Origin of the sequence: Pseudoalteromonas lipolytica (assembly GCF_003515105.1) — a bacterium.
Classification (GTDB): Bacteria; Pseudomonadota; Gammaproteobacteria; order Enterobacterales; family Alteromonadaceae; genus Pseudoalteromonas; species Pseudoalteromonas lipolytica.
The window spans coordinates 1,893,287-1,907,940 of record NZ_CP032090.1 but is presented as its reverse complement, the minus strand read 5'-3'; the positions used below and the strand labels follow the sequence as shown (position 1 = coordinate 1,907,940).

16 protein-coding genes are annotated in these 14,654 nt (G+C 40.7%); 9 read left to right on the top strand and 7 right to left on the bottom strand.

Annotated features, from left to right (window positions below; genetic code table 11):
• The first annotated feature begins 14 nt into the window (after nucleotides 1–14).
• Nucleotides 15–416 carry a hypothetical protein gene (locus D0907_RS08725; protein ID WP_051501762.1) on the top strand — a complete coding sequence of 134 codons (402 nt, stop codon included), beginning with the start codon at nucleotides 15–17 and terminating at the stop codon, nucleotides 414–416.
• A 71-nt stretch (nucleotides 417–487) separates the two neighbouring features.
• Complete coding sequence (gene bamJ, locus D0907_RS08720; protein WP_036968233.1) at nucleotides 488–1,105, top strand: BamJ family beta-barrel-assembly machinery protein; 618 nt, start codon at nucleotides 488–490, stop codon at nucleotides 1,103–1,105.
• A gap of 62 nt (nucleotides 1,106–1,167) precedes the next feature.
• On the opposite strand, the gene fur is transcribed toward bamJ, so the two are convergent.
• The 5 genes from fur to D0907_RS08695 all read right to left on the bottom strand — a co-directional run bounded on the left by fur (nucleotide 1,168) and on the right by D0907_RS08695 (nucleotide 3,710).
• On the bottom strand, nucleotides 1,168–1,611 hold the full coding sequence (gene fur, locus D0907_RS08715; protein ID WP_036968236.1) for a ferric iron uptake transcriptional regulator: 444 nt from the start codon (nucleotides 1,609–1,611) through the stop codon (nucleotides 1,168–1,170).
• 190 nt (nucleotides 1,612–1,801) lie between these two features.
• A complete protein-coding gene (gene fldA, locus D0907_RS08710) occupies nucleotides 1,802–2,329 on the bottom strand; it encodes a flavodoxin FldA (protein WP_036968238.1) in 528 nt (175 codons plus the stop codon).
• A gap of 14 nt (nucleotides 2,330–2,343) precedes the next feature.
• Nucleotides 2,344–2,622 (bottom strand): LexA regulated protein, encoded by a 279-nt coding sequence (gene ybfE, locus D0907_RS08705; protein WP_004586673.1) that lies wholly within the window; start codon nucleotides 2,620–2,622, stop codon nucleotides 2,344–2,346.
• Between the two features lie 2 nt (nucleotides 2,623–2,624).
• Nucleotides 2,625–2,846: a DUF2788 domain-containing protein gene (locus tag D0907_RS08700; protein ID WP_036968243.1), complete on the bottom strand. Its 222-nt coding sequence runs from the start codon at nucleotides 2,844–2,846 to the stop codon at nucleotides 2,625–2,627.
• 96 nt (nucleotides 2,847–2,942) lie between these two features.
• Nucleotides 2,943–3,710: an alpha/beta fold hydrolase gene (locus D0907_RS08695; RefSeq protein ID WP_036968246.1), complete on the bottom strand. Its 768-nt coding sequence runs from the start codon at nucleotides 3,708–3,710 to the stop codon at nucleotides 2,943–2,945.
• Between the two features lie 131 nt (nucleotides 3,711–3,841).
• Between D0907_RS08695 and seqA the strand changes: the two genes are divergently transcribed.
• The 7 genes from seqA to D0907_RS08660 all read left to right on the top strand — a co-directional run bounded on the left by seqA (nucleotide 3,842) and on the right by D0907_RS08660 (nucleotide 11,703).
• Nucleotides 3,842–4,438, top strand: coding sequence for a replication initiation negative regulator SeqA (gene seqA, locus D0907_RS08690; protein WP_036968250.1), 597 nt, complete (start codon nucleotides 3,842–3,844; stop codon nucleotides 4,436–4,438).
• Between the two features lie 16 nt (nucleotides 4,439–4,454).
• Entirely contained in the window at nucleotides 4,455–6,092 is a 1,638-nt protein-coding gene (gene pgm, locus D0907_RS08685) for a phosphoglucomutase (alpha-D-glucose-1,6-bisphosphate-dependent) (RefSeq protein ID WP_075593545.1), read from the top strand.
• Between the two features lie 81 nt (nucleotides 6,093–6,173).
• Nucleotides 6,174–7,229 (top strand): succinylglutamate desuccinylase, encoded by a 1,056-nt coding sequence (gene astE / locus D0907_RS08680; protein WP_036968256.1) that lies wholly within the window; start codon nucleotides 6,174–6,176, stop codon nucleotides 7,227–7,229.
• 269 nt (nucleotides 7,230–7,498) lie between these two features.
• Nucleotides 7,499–8,713, top strand: a complete 1,215-nt coding sequence (locus D0907_RS08675) for a thiamine pyrophosphate-dependent dehydrogenase E1 component subunit alpha (protein ID WP_036968259.1) — start codon at nucleotides 7,499–7,501, stop codon at nucleotides 8,711–8,713.
• Nucleotides 8,713–9,690 carry an alpha-ketoacid dehydrogenase subunit beta gene (locus tag D0907_RS08670; protein WP_036968262.1) on the top strand — a complete coding sequence of 326 codons (978 nt, stop codon included), beginning with the start codon at nucleotides 8,713–8,715 and terminating at the stop codon, nucleotides 9,688–9,690. The genes D0907_RS08675 and D0907_RS08670 overlap by 1 nt, the downstream gene beginning before the upstream one ends.
• 8 nt (nucleotides 9,691–9,698) lie before the next feature.
• Nucleotides 9,699–11,270 carry a dihydrolipoyllysine-residue acetyltransferase gene (locus D0907_RS08665; protein WP_118844329.1) on the top strand — a complete coding sequence of 524 codons (1,572 nt, stop codon included), beginning with the start codon at nucleotides 9,699–9,701 and terminating at the stop codon, nucleotides 11,268–11,270.
• Between the two features lie 94 nt (nucleotides 11,271–11,364).
• Entirely contained in the window at nucleotides 11,365–11,703 is a 339-nt protein-coding gene (locus D0907_RS08660; RefSeq protein WP_065979958.1) for a DUF805 domain-containing protein, read from the top strand.
• A 54-nt stretch (nucleotides 11,704–11,757) separates the two neighbouring features.
• Here D0907_RS08660 and D0907_RS08655 read toward each other — a convergent pair whose 3' ends face one another.
• Nucleotides 11,758–12,930, bottom strand: coding sequence for a putative manganese transporter (locus D0907_RS08655; protein WP_118844328.1), 1,173 nt, complete (start codon nucleotides 12,928–12,930; stop codon nucleotides 11,758–11,760).
• Between the two features lie 71 nt (nucleotides 12,931–13,001).
• On the bottom strand, nucleotides 13,002–14,627 hold the full coding sequence (locus D0907_RS08650) for a M28 family metallopeptidase (RefSeq protein WP_036968276.1): 1,626 nt from the start codon (nucleotides 14,625–14,627) through the stop codon (nucleotides 13,002–13,004).
• Between the last annotated feature and the right edge of the window lie 27 nt (nucleotides 14,628–14,654).

The window sequence follows — 14,654 nt, the reverse complement described above, 5'->3', positions numbered from 1 at the left end:
TCTGGAGATAAGTCATGTCAACAAGCGAGTCTTCGTCTACTTTTAAACACCTTATAAAACATATTCTGCTTTGGAGTGTTTTTTCTTATTTTTATCATAGCGGCGTGAATGTTCTAGTTGCTATGGCACATGATGCAAAGCCAGAGCATGGTTTACTCACATCGATTGCTTATGGCATCGGTTTTAATGTGCTGGTTGGTCACTTAATTGGAAAATATGATAAGCATTGGCCTGTTATAGCTGCACTGTATATCGCATCAGTTGGCTTGTTAATTGTGCCACTTGTTATACTCGGTAAAGCAGGATTGATGGATGTGTATTTTATTGTCGCAATGATCTTAAGTTTACCAACGTCAACCTTTGTCATTGAAAAAATAAAGCAGCGAATTAGTTTAAACACTGAGCAAACGCAGTAAACTAAGCATTATTCGTTGTTTTTTTATGTTAGTATAAATGCATCTTTTAACTAATAAACGTGAATTTAAACATGTCAGATATTTTTACAACAGACGCTGAAAAAGCAAGCTACGGTATTGGTTTACAAATGGGTGAGCAACTTAAAGCTAACCCTTTTGAAGGTTTAAACCTAAACTCAGTTTTTGAAGGTATGAAAGACGCATACGCAGGAAGTGATTTCCAAGTTGAGATCCCTGCAATTCAAGCTGCTTTCGAAAAAATCAATGCAGAAATCCAAGCTCGTCGTGAAGAAGAAGCTAAAGTACTTGCTGCTGAAGGTGTTGCGTTCTTAGAAGAAAATGCAAAACGTCCAGAAATTACGGTAACTGAATCAGGCTTACAGTACGAAGTATTAACAGCGGGTGAGGGTGAAAAGCCAACTGCTGAGTCTACAATTCGTGCTCATTACCACGGTACATTAATTAACGGTACTGTTTTTGACAGCTCTTATGAGCGTGGTCAACCTGCTGAATTCCCAGTAAGCGGTGTTATCAAAGGCTGGACTGAAGCGGTACAAATGATGGGTACTGGTTCAAAATGGCGTTTATACGTACCACACGAACTTGCCTATGGTGAGCGTGGCGCAGGTGCTGCAATCGCACCTTTCTCAACATTAATCTTTGATGTTGAGTTACTAGAAATTATCTAATTAATTTCTACAGACATAAAAAAACCTGCTTAATGCAGGTTTTTTTATGTCTAAATCAAATTTTAACTATTTGATTCAGCGAACTCTTTGCACTTAGCAGTGTCTTCGCATTCACCATAAAGGTAAAGAGAGTGGTTTGTTAGTTTAATACCGTTCTCTTTTGCGATTTCTTCTTGGCGACGTTCAATCGTATCATCTTCGAACTCAACAACTTTACCACATTTTAAACACACTAAGTGGTCGTGGTGAGTACTACCCGATAATTCAAAAACTGACTTGCCACCTTCAAAATGATGACGAGATACAATACCTGCATCGTCGAATTGGTTTAAAACACGATAGACAGTTGCAAGACCAATCTCTTCGCCAATGTCTAACAGAATTTTATAGACATCTTCAGCGCTGATGTGTTGGTTGTCTGGAGATTGTAGAATCTCTAAAATTTTAATACGCGGCAGTGTTACTTTTAACCCTGCTTTTTTTAATTCCAAGTTGTGATCAGTCATTAAATCTGTCTCAATTTTATTTATTTATACTAGGCATCATAAAGATGCACACGACACATTAGCAAATATTAGAATAACGTGCCTAGTTACTAAGTGCAAAGAACAATTCGTTTAATTGCCGATTTTTTAGACAAAAATGAACTGGTTGTGCATCTTTACATCAGCTAGTAAATGCGAGTAGTACTTGTTATTAATCAGCAAGTTCTGCTAAACACATTTCTTCATAAACTTGAGCACACCACTCTTTAACACGCTTTTCAGTAAGTTCTGGCTGACGGTCTTCATCAATGCCTAGGCCTACAAAGTGATTATCATCAATGACCGCTTTTGAGGCTTCGAAGTCGTAACCTTCAGTAGGCCAGTGACCCACAACTATAGCACCACGTTCAGTAACGATATCGTTGATCATGCCCATCGCATCTAAGAAATACTCAGCATAGTCTTCTTGGTCACCGCAACCAAAAATAGCAACAAGTTTACCATCGAAGTCTACTTCTTCTAACTCAGGGAAAAAATCATCCCAGTCACATTGCGCTTCGCCATAGTACCAAGTGGGGATACCGAATAACAATAAATCGAATTCAGCAATCTCTTCTTTAGAACTTTTTGCAATATCGTGAACAGCAACGAGCTTTTTACCTAATTCTTTCTGAATCATTTTTGCTACGTGTTCAGTATTGCCTGTATCGCTTCCGAAAAAAATACCTACGCTTGACATGGATTTAAAACCTTCTATCTATCAATAGCCAATCTTTCTTGTAAAATTGTTTCAATCAACGCGCTACGGCTAATATTCTGCGCATCGGCCATATCGCTTAGTGCTTGATATAACTGTGATGAAACCTTAAATTCTACACGCTTTAAACCACGTGCTTTGTCTCGTTTTATTTGATTACGTTTGTTGACTTTCAACTGCATGTCACGTGGTAGGGGATTTGTTTTTGGTCTACCAGGACGCTTTTCGTATTCAAATAAATCGGGTGTTGTTCTATCTGTTTCTGACTTTGCCATGCCTAGCCTACACCTGCGCCTTGCCAGAAGACTTGAATAAGTCCTTTTGCTATAAAACCAGAGCAGCCTAAAAATAGCACTAACCAAACGATGTATCGGCCAAATCGGGGCACGTCACCTTTCTTTAGTACGTCTTGAATTGCCATACCAATAAAAAAGAAAATGCCGGCTAAGCCAAAATACAACCCTAAGGTATCAAATTCGTTAATTAACTGACTGACCATCAACGTATAAACCTTCAAATTAAACGGCGCGTACTATACCACACAAAATCGTATTAATTTAGTGCGTACGATCAAAAACAGTGAATTTTATCGACGTTAATTCGAGGCTAAAAAATCACTGATTGCTTTATTTACAGCAAGCGGTTTTTGAGCATGAAGCCAATGACCCGCACCATGAATTATTTTTGCCTTTGAATTTGGAAATAACGCCATAATAACAGGGCGATGTTCAGCTAAAATATAGTCTGAATCATTCCCTTTAATGAATAAAGTATCACATAAACAAGAATCATTTTCATCAAGTTGTGCTAAAATATTTTCATATTGTTGGTCTAAAACAGCTAAGTTAAACCGCCACTGATACTGGCCTTGTTCATTTTTGGCAAAACTTTTTAATAAGAATTGGCGTACGCCAAGCTCGGGAATCTGTTTGGCAAGTATTTCGTCGGCTGCTTTTCTATCTGTAACGGCAGAATTAGCAACGTCGTTCAAACCTTTGAAAATAGCGCTATGGCGAGGTTTGTTAGCCACTGGCGAAATATCCATAACCACTAGTTTTTCAACGCGTTCTGGGTAGCTAAGTGCTAATTGCATAGCCACTTTACCGCCCATTGAATGGCCAACAATATGTGCTTTATTGATATTTAAATGGTTCAGTAACTCTAAAACATCGGCAGCCATTACCGTGTAGTTCATGCTATCACTGTGGAATGATTTACCATGATTACGTAAATCGATATTGGTCACTGTGTAATTTTCTGACAGTGCTTTCGCGATGACATTTAAGTTTTCTAGCGAACCAAATAATCCGTGGATCAAAACAACATGCGAACCTTGGCCGCTTTGCTGGTAATTTAATAGCATTTTTAGCTCCTATTTTAAGTGGCGCTATTTTGCCTAGTGAAATAACAAATTGCAAAACATAGAGAATTGCTGCGAGCTTAGGTATAATCATTGCGAACTTTTAAAATGTGACCCGTAAAGACAGGAATAACATGAAAAAAATCGACATAGACGACGAGTTATATCAATACATCGCGAGTAATACGCAAAGTATTGGTGAAAGTGCATCAACCATTTTGCGTCGTTTATTAAACCTTTCTGATGGCACTTTAACGACCAGTCATTCAACGACGACAAACACTGAACAAGAAATCAGCGTTGTTGAATCAGAAGAAGACACGGAACAACACACAGAATCAGCAGCGCCTGAATCAAAAAGCCAACCAGCTGTCACAGCAACGACATACGCTAAAGGTAATGTATTCAATGTGCTTAATAAAGAAGAGCTAGCGATGCAAAAAGGCGTTGTCGGCCGTTTCTTATTTATTTTGGCTGCTTTGTACAGAACACATAAAGACGATTTTGTTAACGTGCTTGAAATCAAAGGACGTGACCGCGTTTATTTTGCCACAAGTAAAGAAGCGTTACTTGAAAGTGGCAGCAGTATGAACCCGAAAAACATCACTGATACAGAATACTGGGTGATGACAAACTCTAATACTACGCGTAAAAAAATGATGCTTCATGAAGTCGCCTTGTGCCTTGGTTACACGGCTGATGAAGCAGAAAAGATTCGTGATTACTTATAATCAATAAGGAAATATTATGGCGATTCATCCAGATGCAGGTAAAACTGCACCTCAAGAAAGCTTAGTCAATGTACCAAAGCTGGTTTCAGCCTACTATTTAAATGAACCAGATCTAGAACAAAATCCAGAGCATTGCGTTGCCTTTGGTACGTCTGGCCATCGTGGTTGCTCGTACGATGTAAAGTTTAATGAGTCGCATATTTTAGCGATCACCCAGGCTATTTGTGATTTTCGTAAAGAAAACGATATTTTTGGACCACTTTTCTTAGGTAAAGATACACACGCATTAAGTGAAGCGGCATTTAACTCTGCAATCGAAGTCCTTGTTGCTAATGAAGTACAAGTGATTACGCAAGAGAATGATGAATACACACCAACGCCGGTAATTAGCCACGCGGTAGTGTCACATAATAAAGTGAACCAAAATGAGTTAGCAGATGGGATTGTTGTTACACCTTCTCATAATCCACCCGAAGATGGTGGTTTTAAGTATAACCCGCCAAATGGTGGCCCAGCAGACACAGACGTTACCAAATGGATTGAAGACAGAGCAAATCAACTCTTATTAGAAGACCTTGTTGAGGTGGAGTTATTTCCTTTTGCAAAAGCGTCTCGCTCAGGCTTTATTAAATATCAAGACTTGATCACGCCGTACGTTAATGATTTAGAGAATATCATTAACTTGAAAGCCATCAGTGACGCTAAAATTAAAATTGGTATCGACCCACTAGGGGGTTCAGGTATTAACTTTTGGCCAGTGATTGCCGAAAAATACAATTTAGACCTAACGGTCGTAAATAAGTCAATCGATCCACGTTTTGCATTTATGCCGCTTGATAAAGACGGTAAAATTCGTATGGATTGCTCGTCACCTTACGCCATGGCGAATTTAATTGCCCTGAAAGACGATTACGATATCAGTATTGGTAATGACCCAGATTACGACCGTCACGGTATTGTGACACCGGATGGTTTAATGAATCCAAACCATTTCCTTGCTGTTGCGATTGATTATTTATTAAATCACCGCGATTGGTCTGCAGATGTGGCAATTGGCAAAACGCTTGTTTCAAGCGGCATGATTGATAAGGTCGTTGCGCGCAACAACCGTAAAGTAAAAGAAGTGCCGGTTGGCTTTAAATGGTTTGTTGAAGGGTTAAGTAGTGGCGCTTTAGCCTTTGGTGGCGAAGAAAGTGCAGGTGCCTCATTCTTGCGCTTTGATGGTACCGTGTGGAATACAGACAAAGACGGTTTCATTCTTGGCTTACTAGCTGCTGAGATCTTAGCGGTAACAGGCAAAACACCTTCAGCGCTTTACAAAGAGCTTGAACAAGAGTTTGGTGCGCCGATTTATAAGCGTATCGATGCGCCTGCGAATGCTGAACAAAAATCGCGCCTAAAAGCGTTATCAGCTGACGATGTGAAAGCCAATACACTTGCAGGTGATGAAATCATTCAAAAGCTGACCCATGCACCGGGTAACAACGCGGCGATAGGTGGTTTAAAAGTCGTAACTGAAAATGGTTGGTTTGCTGCGCGACCTTCAGGTACGGAAGATATTTATAAAATTTACCTTGAATCATTCAAAGGTGAAGAACACCTCGCATTACTAGAAAAAGAAGCCAAAAAATTAGTTGATTCTGTTATCCGCTAATTTATCTTTCTTTTTTATTATAACGGCTGATTTAATCAGCCGTTTTTGTATTCTACTCTCACGTAATATTAGGATCAGACCATGAGCTACTCATCAGCTACTTACCTGGATGCGCTTAAAGCGTCGGGTGATTTTCTAAGCTTAACTCGTGAAAACGAATTTTCATTACCTTATTCATCATTCACGTTAACGAATGGGACAAATGTGACTGTCCATGACACGGGGATTATCGAGTTTCAGCCTGCAACAGTAAGCAATAAAGATATTGTGTTATCAAGTGCGATACACGGTAATGAAACAGCGCCAATTGAAATTTGCGATCAGTTAATTAGTGCGATAATTAAAGAAGAGATGACCTTAAAACAACGCGTGCTGTTTATTTTTGGTAACCCAAAATCAATAAATATCGGTAAGCGATTTGTTGAAGAAAACTTAAATCGTTTATTCAATGGTCATCATACCCAAGAGGGCATTGCTTCAAACCCTGAGCGTGTGCGCGCAAAACAATTAGAAGATGTTGTCAGTGACTTTTTCAGTCGTGGCAGCGAAGGTAGCGCACGTTGTCATTATGATCTGCATACTGCTATTCGTGGTTCAAAAAATGAAAAATTTGCTGTGTATCCGTACTTACATGGCAAACCGTGGAAAAAATCACAATTGCAGTTTTTATTAAGCTGTGGCGTAAACACCGTATTAATGATGAAGTCGGCAGCGACAACCTTTAGCTACTACTCGTCATTTGTCCATGGCGCTGACTCATTTACCGTTGAGCTCGGTCAAGTTAAAGCGTTTGGTGAGAATGATATGTCACGCTTTGCGAAAACCAAAGAAACTTTAATTGCATTAATTAGTCAAGAAAGTGTTGAATATGGTGAGTTTAATGCATCTGATTTTGAGCTTTTTTCAGTTTATAGAACAATAAACCGAACGTGCGAAGACTTTAGTTTTCCATTCGCAGATGACGTAGAAAATTTTACGGGCTTCGCGAAAGGTGAATTATTAGCAACTGATGGTCAGACCAGGTATGTGGCTGAGGTTGAGGGTGAAGCTATAATCTTCCCAAATGCTGATGTAGCCTTAGGTCAGCGTGCATTATTGACGGTTATTCCAATGCAAGTTGATAGCAACTTTATTTAAAATAGTTGCATTTACACCCACCAAAATACAGTTAACTGTATGATATTAAATAAAATTTATTGTTGTATAGTTAACTTTCCATGCATGTTTAGCGATTTATCGACTATTCGTCTATGATTAGTTGAATAACAACTTACGTTAACGTAAAGTGTCGGCAGTTTAATTTAAATAGATTGAAAATTACGCAAACTTTATCCTTACAGCTTTTGCTGATAAAAATTCAAATAAGGGCAGTTGCGTATGTATCTGACAACGAAAGAAGGTAGGTTATGAGTAATCCAAATAACGTATCGCTGAATATTAATCATGAACTGTCATTTATTGATGGTCACGCATTAAAAATCCCTACATTAAGCATTCTTAATGAGGAAGGCGACATCTATGAAGGTGCAACAGCACCTGATATCGACAAAGACACCGCAATTCGTCTTTATGAGACAATGCGATTCATTCGTGCGCTTGATGAGCGTATGCAAGCGGCACAGCGTCAAGGTCGTGTTAGTTTTTATATGCAATGTTTAGGCGAAGAAGCGGCGGTGACTGCCTCGGCTGCAGCCCTTGATCAAAATGACATGATTATGGCGCAGTACCGCGAACAAGCAGCATTACGTTATCGTGGTTTTAGCCTAGACCAATTTATGAATCAGATGTTCTCGAATGAGAAAGACTTAGGTAAAGGTCGCCAAATGCCAATCCATTATGGCTCTCGCGAACTTAACTATATGACTATATCGTCGCCGCTAGGGACACAAATCCCACAGGCTACGGGTTACGCATACGGTCAAAAAGTACGTCACATTGATGCAGAAACGGGTGATTTAAACAGCACGATTGATAACATCACTATTTGTTATTTTGGTGAAGGTGCTGCCTCAGAAGGTGATTTCCATGCCGGTTTGAATATGGCTGCGGTTCATAAAGCGCCTGTTATCTTTTTTGCACGTAACAATGGCTATGCGATTTCAACGCCTGCAGATGAGCAATTTAAAGGTGACGGTATTGCATCACGCGGCGTTGGTTATGGCATTAAAACTATTCGAGTTGACGGTGCAGATGCACTTGCTGTCTATGCTGCGACTAAGAAAGCACGTGAAATCGTTACAACCCATGGTGAGCCGGTACTGATTGAGTCGATTGCTTATCGACTAGGTGCACACTCTACGAGTGATGATCCAAGCGGTTACCGCAGTAAAGACGAAGAAGCCAAACATCAAGGTTGCCCAATTGAGCGTTTTCGCAAGTGGTTACTTAAGCAGGGGTGGTTAGATGAAGCCCAAGATGCGAAAGATAAAGAAACTATTCGTGAAGAAATTTTAGCGGCACTTAAACGTGCAGAAAAAGTGGCGAAACCAGCGTTAGAAGAACTTATCTCTGATGTATACGATACGCCAATTCCATCACTGCAAAAACAATACGAAGAATTAAAACAACACATTTTGCAGCATCCTGATGCTTATCCAACGACTGCAGGGAGATTAAAGTAATGGCTAAAATGAACATGCTTCATGCAATTAATTCTGCCCTTGATATCACCATGGCAGAGCACCCAAATGCCTGTATTTTTGGTGAAGATGTTGGCTATTTTGGTGGTGTATTCCGTGCAACCTCAGGCTTACAAGAGAAATACGGTAAGCATCGTGTATTTAATACACCTTTGACTGAGCAAGGTATTTTAGGTTTTGCCAATGGCCTTGCTGCATTCGGTGCGCCTGCATTAGCAGAAATTCAATTTGCTGATTATATTTTCCCTGCATTTGACCAAATTGTGAATGAATCAGCTAAATTCCGTTACCGCAGTGGTAATGAATTTAACGTGGGTAATTTAACAATTCGCACGCCGTATGGTGGCGGGATTGCAGGTGGTTTATATCATTCACAATCGCCTGAAGCTTATTTTGCACATACCCCAGGTTTAAAATTGGTTGTGCCACGTAACCCTTATCAAGCTAAAGGTTTATTACGTGCATCAATCAAGGACAACAACCCGGTTCTTTTCTTTGAGCCTAAGCGTTTATACCGTGCATCAACCGGTGAAGTGCCTGAAGAAGATTACAGCATTGAGCTTGGTAAAGCCGAAGTTGTTCAAGAAGGTACTGACGTTACCTTACTTGCTTGGGGTGCGCAGATGGAAATCATTGAAGACGCAGCCAAAAAAGCAGCTGAACAGGGTATTAGTTGTGAAGTTATTGACTTACGTACAATTTTACCTTGGGACGTTGAAACAATTGCTAAATCTGTTACTAAAACAGGGCGCCTAATTGTTAGCCACGAAGCGCCAATTACCAATGGTTTTGGGGCCGAGATTGTTGCGACTATTCAACAAGAGTGTTTCTTACACTTAGAGTCGCCAATTGCACGTGTGTGTGGTTTAGATACGCCGTACCCACTCGCCCTTGAAAAAGAATATGTGCCAGATGCGCACAAAGTGCTTGCTGCGATTAAGCAATCAGTTGAGTTTTAGGAGTCAGTATGTCTAAAGATTTTATCTTACCAGATATCGGCGAAGGCATCGTAGAGTGTGAAATCGTTGAGTGGTTAGTTGCAGAGGGTGATACGGTAAAAGAAGATCAGCCTATTTGTGACGTAATGACCGACAAAGCACTTGTACAAATTCCTGCAGTGCACGATGGTGTGATCAGCAAGTTATATTACGCAAAAGGTGATATTGCAAAAGTGCATGCTCCTTTATTTGCAATGGATGTTGATGGTGAAACGCCAAGCCAAACAGTTGAAGCAGCAGACGATACCGCTGCACAGCCAACACCGCAAACTGCAACCTCAGGCTCGCATTTAGAAGACTTTATCTTGCCAGACATTGGTGAAGGTATTGTTGAATGCGAAATCGTTGAGTGGTTAGTCAGCGAAGGCGATGAAATAGTAGAAGATCAAGCTGTTTGTGATGTGATGACAGACAAAGCTTTGGTTCAAATTCCGGCTAAATACACGGGTAAAGTCGAAAAGCTTTACTATCAAAAAGGCGATATTGCTGCGGTACACAGCCCGTTATTCCAAATGAGTATCGAAGGCCATACTGCCGAGCCTGATGTCAGCTCAGCGGTTGTTAAAGCACAAACTAACGCGGCCAATAAACCTTCAGAAAAACCAGCAACGCCTGCTGCAAATAAACAGCTTAACAAAAAAGCAGTTGCATCACCGGCAGTGCGTCGTAAAGCCCGTGAGCTAGATGTTGATTTAACGCAAGTGCCAGGTTCGGGTAAAAATGGCCGTATTTATAAGCAGGATATTGAAGACTTCTTAAATGAGGGTCAAAGCCAAGCACGCACTGAAACTGTTTCGTCAGCAACATCACAATCAACACCTGTGGTAGCGACAGGCGGAAGCCGTGTTGAGCCAATTAAAGGCATTAAAGCAGCGATGGCTAAGCAAATGGTTGCGTCAGTATCGACAATTCCTCATTTTACATTCTGTGACGAAATCGATTTAACAAAACTTATTGCACTGCGTACTGATTTAAAAGAGCAGTATAAGCAGCAGGGCGTTAAGCTCACTATGATGCCATTTTTTATCAAAGCGTTGTCGCTTGCAATTAAGCAGTTCCCAGTGCTTAACTCGCAAGTAAACGATGAGTGTACGGAGTTGACGTATTTTGATGATCATAATATTGGTATGGCAGTAGATTCGAAGATTGGTTTATTAGTGCCTAATATTAAATCATGCCAGTCGAAGAGCATTGTTGATGTTGCAAACGAAGTTACTCGTTTAACAGAAGCCGCTCGTGATGGTCGTGTATCACCTGATGACTTAAAGGGTGGAACAATCAGTATTTCTAATATTGGTGCGATTGGTGGCACAATTGCAACCCCGATCATCAATAAGCCTGAGGTGGCAATTGTCGCATTAGGTAAATTACAGCATTTACCGCGCTTTGATGAAAATGGTCATGTGGTATCGGCAGCTATTATGCAAGTGAGTTGGTCTGGCGACCACCGTGTTATCGATGGCGGTACTATTGCTCGATTCAATAATTTGTGGAAATCTTACTTAGAAGATCCCGCAAAAATGATGATGGCAATGAGCTAATTTATTCGTTATTAAAAAACCAGCTTCGGCTGGTTTTTTTATGTATGATGTTTAAGTGAATGTGTATAAATAACGATATCTTATAAGGAATTAAATGGAGCACTTTAAAGAAGCGTTGAATAGATATGCCGACTTTACCGGGCGCATACGTCGTCAGTCATATTGGATGTTTATCCTCTTTTACCTGCTATTTGCGATGCTTTGCGGCTTAATTGATAGCTTACTGGGCGAAGAGATTATTAGCAGTATTTATGCATTAGCGCTTTTTATACCATCATTAAGTGCAACCACCAGACGTCTTCATGATACTGGCCGGTCAGGTTGGTGGCAGCTTTTGTATTTATTACCTGTTGTTGGTGTGCTTATCGTTATTGTGTTCTGTGTTTTAGACTCAGAAAAAGAACACAATCAGTACGGCCCATGTCCTAAATAGCACTCGTCACACAATGCCCTGTTTTCATAGGGCATTGTGCGTTTAATCTCTACACTAAAGACCGTAAAAATATAAACCGTAACCAACAATCAAGGCTGGGATAGACGAATAAACAGTGGCGACCACTGCGGCTCGTGGAGCCAGCGCTATTGCAGGGAACAGGGCATCACCATCATTAGAGATTGCATTTGCAGCCATCGCGCTAAACGGAATAATGCCTTGAATATAAAGAGTCATAACGACAATTTGTGGTCCGCAACCCGGAAGCAGTCCTATGGCAACAGCTATCAAGGGGGCTAAATAGGCATAGTCAGAAAACCAACCAGTCAGGTCAACACCCACCACATTAACAAAAATCTCAAATACCATAAACGAAGCGACAACCCAGGCAGTAACGAAGTGTGTATCCATCAAGACTTTCGTTAACTTTGAAGGCGGGGTGCAGGGCGCTTCTTCGCTGGTAATTTGTTTGTAATTTTGACCTTTTGACGACAACGCCCAGATAACAACCACAAACAAGGCCATTATCGATCCAAACACACTGATGATATCGATAATAGGTTGGCTAAAAAGAGTTTTTTCAACATTCATAGCAATTAAAAAAGCGATGATCACACTTGGGAACAATGAAAACTTCCAAATAGGTCGGCTAAATTGGATTGCTTTTGGCTGACATTGTGGCTCTTCAATATAGTCGCTTGGCTGTGAAGGCTGAAAGCGGTGCCGACTATGAAAAAGGTTAACGATTTGTCCGCTGATGATGCCCACACACACGCCTAAAAGCATCATAATAAGGCCATCAAGTGGGCGGGTTGCGAGTAGTAAAAATGCAGCATCACCCATTGTGGCTGTTAATACCGCAACCACAGAACCAAAGCTTGCTTGTCGTTTAGTAAATTGAGTGACAACAATGATTGCTCCGCCACAACCGGGTAATGCGCCCAATATAGAGGCAAAGCTCACCTCTAAAAAACCAGATCTTGCGCGTAAATAGCTTAATTGCAGTTGGGGAAGGCGATCAATTAAATAGTAATAGATTAATAGGGTTGCGGCTACGAAAACAGAAACCTGAAAAAAAGCATCGCTTAATGCTTGTAAGGTAAACCCGCGAGTTGCTGGTACAACAAGGGCAATAAGAATTAAAAGGGGCAAGAATAAGCGCTTATTGTCCGTAATATAACACCTCGCTTTTTGAGAAAAGAATCTCGATTGTGTTAATAAAATCATACAGTGCAACCTAAAAATTAATCAGATTACACTGTATTATTACTTTAAATGAAAATCAATATCATTTGCATCTATTTGCGTTGGAATTCTGAGCTTTCATTCCATTTAGGCCATTCTTCACGCTCAGAGATATCAAAACCAACTTGATAGAATAACTGAAGGTCTTGAACTGCGCCTGAAAGATCCCATTCATCACGGTAACGATCGCAAGGTTGATGATAACAACCACGAAGCACTAAACTCATGCGCTTGCGGTAAGTGGCCGTTTCTTCATCAAAAGCAACACTTCCACCGCCTGCATACATTGCAGGCACGCCCATGTTTGCAAATGCAAAATGATCTGAGCGGTAGTAGCCACCTGATGAAGGTTTAGGATCGCCCGAAACAGTTCTATCTTGTGCCTTAGCTGCCGTTTCTAATAACGTGTCCATTTCTGACTTACCAATACCAACAACACTGATATCTTTTACTTTACCGAGCAAGTTCAAGCTATCCATATTAATGTTGGCAACAGTATTTTTAGCAGGAATAACGGGGTTAGCAGCGTAATACTTAGAGCCAAGTAAGCCTTGCTCTTCAGCGGTAACAGCTAAAAAGGTCATTGAGCGGCTAGGGTGCTTCGGTAAACTTGTAAATGCTTCAGCAACCTCAATTAAACCCGCAGTACCTGTCGCATTATCGTGCGCACCGTTATAAATCTGATCACCTTTACGGGTTTTATCAGTGCCTAAGTGATCCCAGTGAGCTGAATATATAACATGCTCGTCTGGTTTTTCGCTGCCAGGCAGAGTCGCAATAAAGTTATATGAAATCGACTTTTTAATTGTATTATTTACAGTTACGCTTGCGGTTAAATCGCCCATATCAACATGGTATGCACCTTTTGCTGCGTTGGCTTTCATGGTATCGAAGTCTAAGCCTGCTTTTGTGAAAAGCTCTTTAGCGACATCTGTCGTTACCCAACCTTCAACAGCAACACGGTCCATATTGTTGTTTTCTTTTTGAAAACCAAACTGTTCGCCACTCCATGAGTTTTCAACCACAGACCAAGGATAAGAGGCCGGAGCGGTTTCGTGAATAATAATTGCACCTGCGGCACCTTGGCGGCTCGCTTCTTCATATTTATACGTCCAACGACCATAATAGGTCATCGCATCGCCGGTAAATAGCGCCGGATCTTTTGTAGCAAAACCAGGGTCGTTGACCAGCATAACCACTGTTTTACCTTCAACGTCTAAGCCTTCGTAGTCGTTCCAGTTATATTCAGGGGCGTTAACACCGTAACCAACAAACACGAGTTCAGAATCTTTGATGCTTTGTTGTGCGCTGATACGGCTACTGCCCATGACCATGTCTTTTTTATACTCATAATCTTTACCACCGATAGTAAGGACCATGTTAGGGTCGGCTTCAAGGGATACCAGAGGCACTTCTTGTAAGAAGCTATCACCATTACCTGGTTGGTAACCAAGCGCTTTGAATTGCTCTGTTAGGTAAGCAAGGGTTAATTCTTCACCTTTTGATGAAGGTGCTCGACCACCAAACTCATCTGAAGCAAGCACTTTAATATGCTCAGCTAATTGTGCTGAATTAATGCTTTGATAGGCTTTTTCTACATCATCAGAAGTAATACTTGTTGAAGCACAGCCTGCAAGAATAGCGCTTGCGAGTACTGTCATTGGAAAATAGCGTTTCATAATAGCTCTTTTTTTGTTTTAAGATGG

Bases quoted from the DNA above. Each gene is read 5' to 3' on its own strand.
- pgm (WP_075593545.1), top strand. From the start codon at position 4,455: ATGGCGATTCATCCAGATGCAGGTAAAACTGCACCTCAAGAAAGCTTA.
- seqA (WP_036968250.1), top strand. From the start codon at position 3,842: ATGAAAAAAATCGACATAGACGACGAGTTATATCAATACATCGCGAGT.
- D0907_RS08665 (WP_118844329.1), top strand. From the start codon at position 9,699: ATGTCTAAAGATTTTATCTTACCAGATATCGGCGAAGGCATCGTAGAG.
- D0907_RS08660 (WP_065979958.1), top strand. From the start codon at position 11,365: ATGGAGCACTTTAAAGAAGCGTTGAATAGATATGCCGACTTTACCGGG.
- astE (WP_036968256.1), top strand. From the start codon at position 6,174: ATGAGCTACTCATCAGCTACTTACCTGGATGCGCTTAAAGCGTCGGGT.
- D0907_RS08725 (WP_051501762.1), top strand. From the start codon at position 15: ATGTCAACAAGCGAGTCTTCGTCTACTTTTAAACACCTTATAAAACAT.
- ybfE (WP_004586673.1), bottom strand. From the start codon at position 2,622: ATGGCAAAGTCAGAAACAGATAGAACAACACCCGATTTATTTGAATAC.
- D0907_RS08700 (WP_036968243.1), bottom strand. From the start codon at position 2,846: ATGGTCAGTCAGTTAATTAACGAATTTGATACCTTAGGGTTGTATTTT.
- D0907_RS08650 (WP_036968276.1), bottom strand. From the start codon at position 14,627: ATGAAACGCTATTTTCCAATGACAGTACTCGCAAGCGCTATTCTTGCA.
- D0907_RS08675 (WP_036968259.1), top strand. From the start codon at position 7,499: ATGAGTAATCCAAATAACGTATCGCTGAATATTAATCATGAACTGTCA.
- D0907_RS08655 (WP_118844328.1), bottom strand. From the start codon at position 12,930: ATGATTTTATTAACACAATCGAGATTCTTTTCTCAAAAAGCGAGGTGT.
- fur (WP_036968236.1), bottom strand. From the start codon at position 1,611: ATGACTGATCACAACTTGGAATTAAAAAAAGCAGGGTTAAAAGTAACA.
- D0907_RS08670 (WP_036968262.1), top strand. From the start codon at position 8,713: ATGGCTAAAATGAACATGCTTCATGCAATTAATTCTGCCCTTGATATC.
- fldA (WP_036968238.1), bottom strand. From the start codon at position 2,329: ATGTCAAGCGTAGGTATTTTTTTCGGAAGCGATACAGGCAATACTGAA.
- D0907_RS08695 (WP_036968246.1), bottom strand. From the start codon at position 3,710: ATGCTATTAAATTACCAGCAAAGCGGCCAAGGTTCGCATGTTGTTTTG.
- bamJ (WP_036968233.1), top strand. From the start codon at position 488: ATGTCAGATATTTTTACAACAGACGCTGAAAAAGCAAGCTACGGTATT.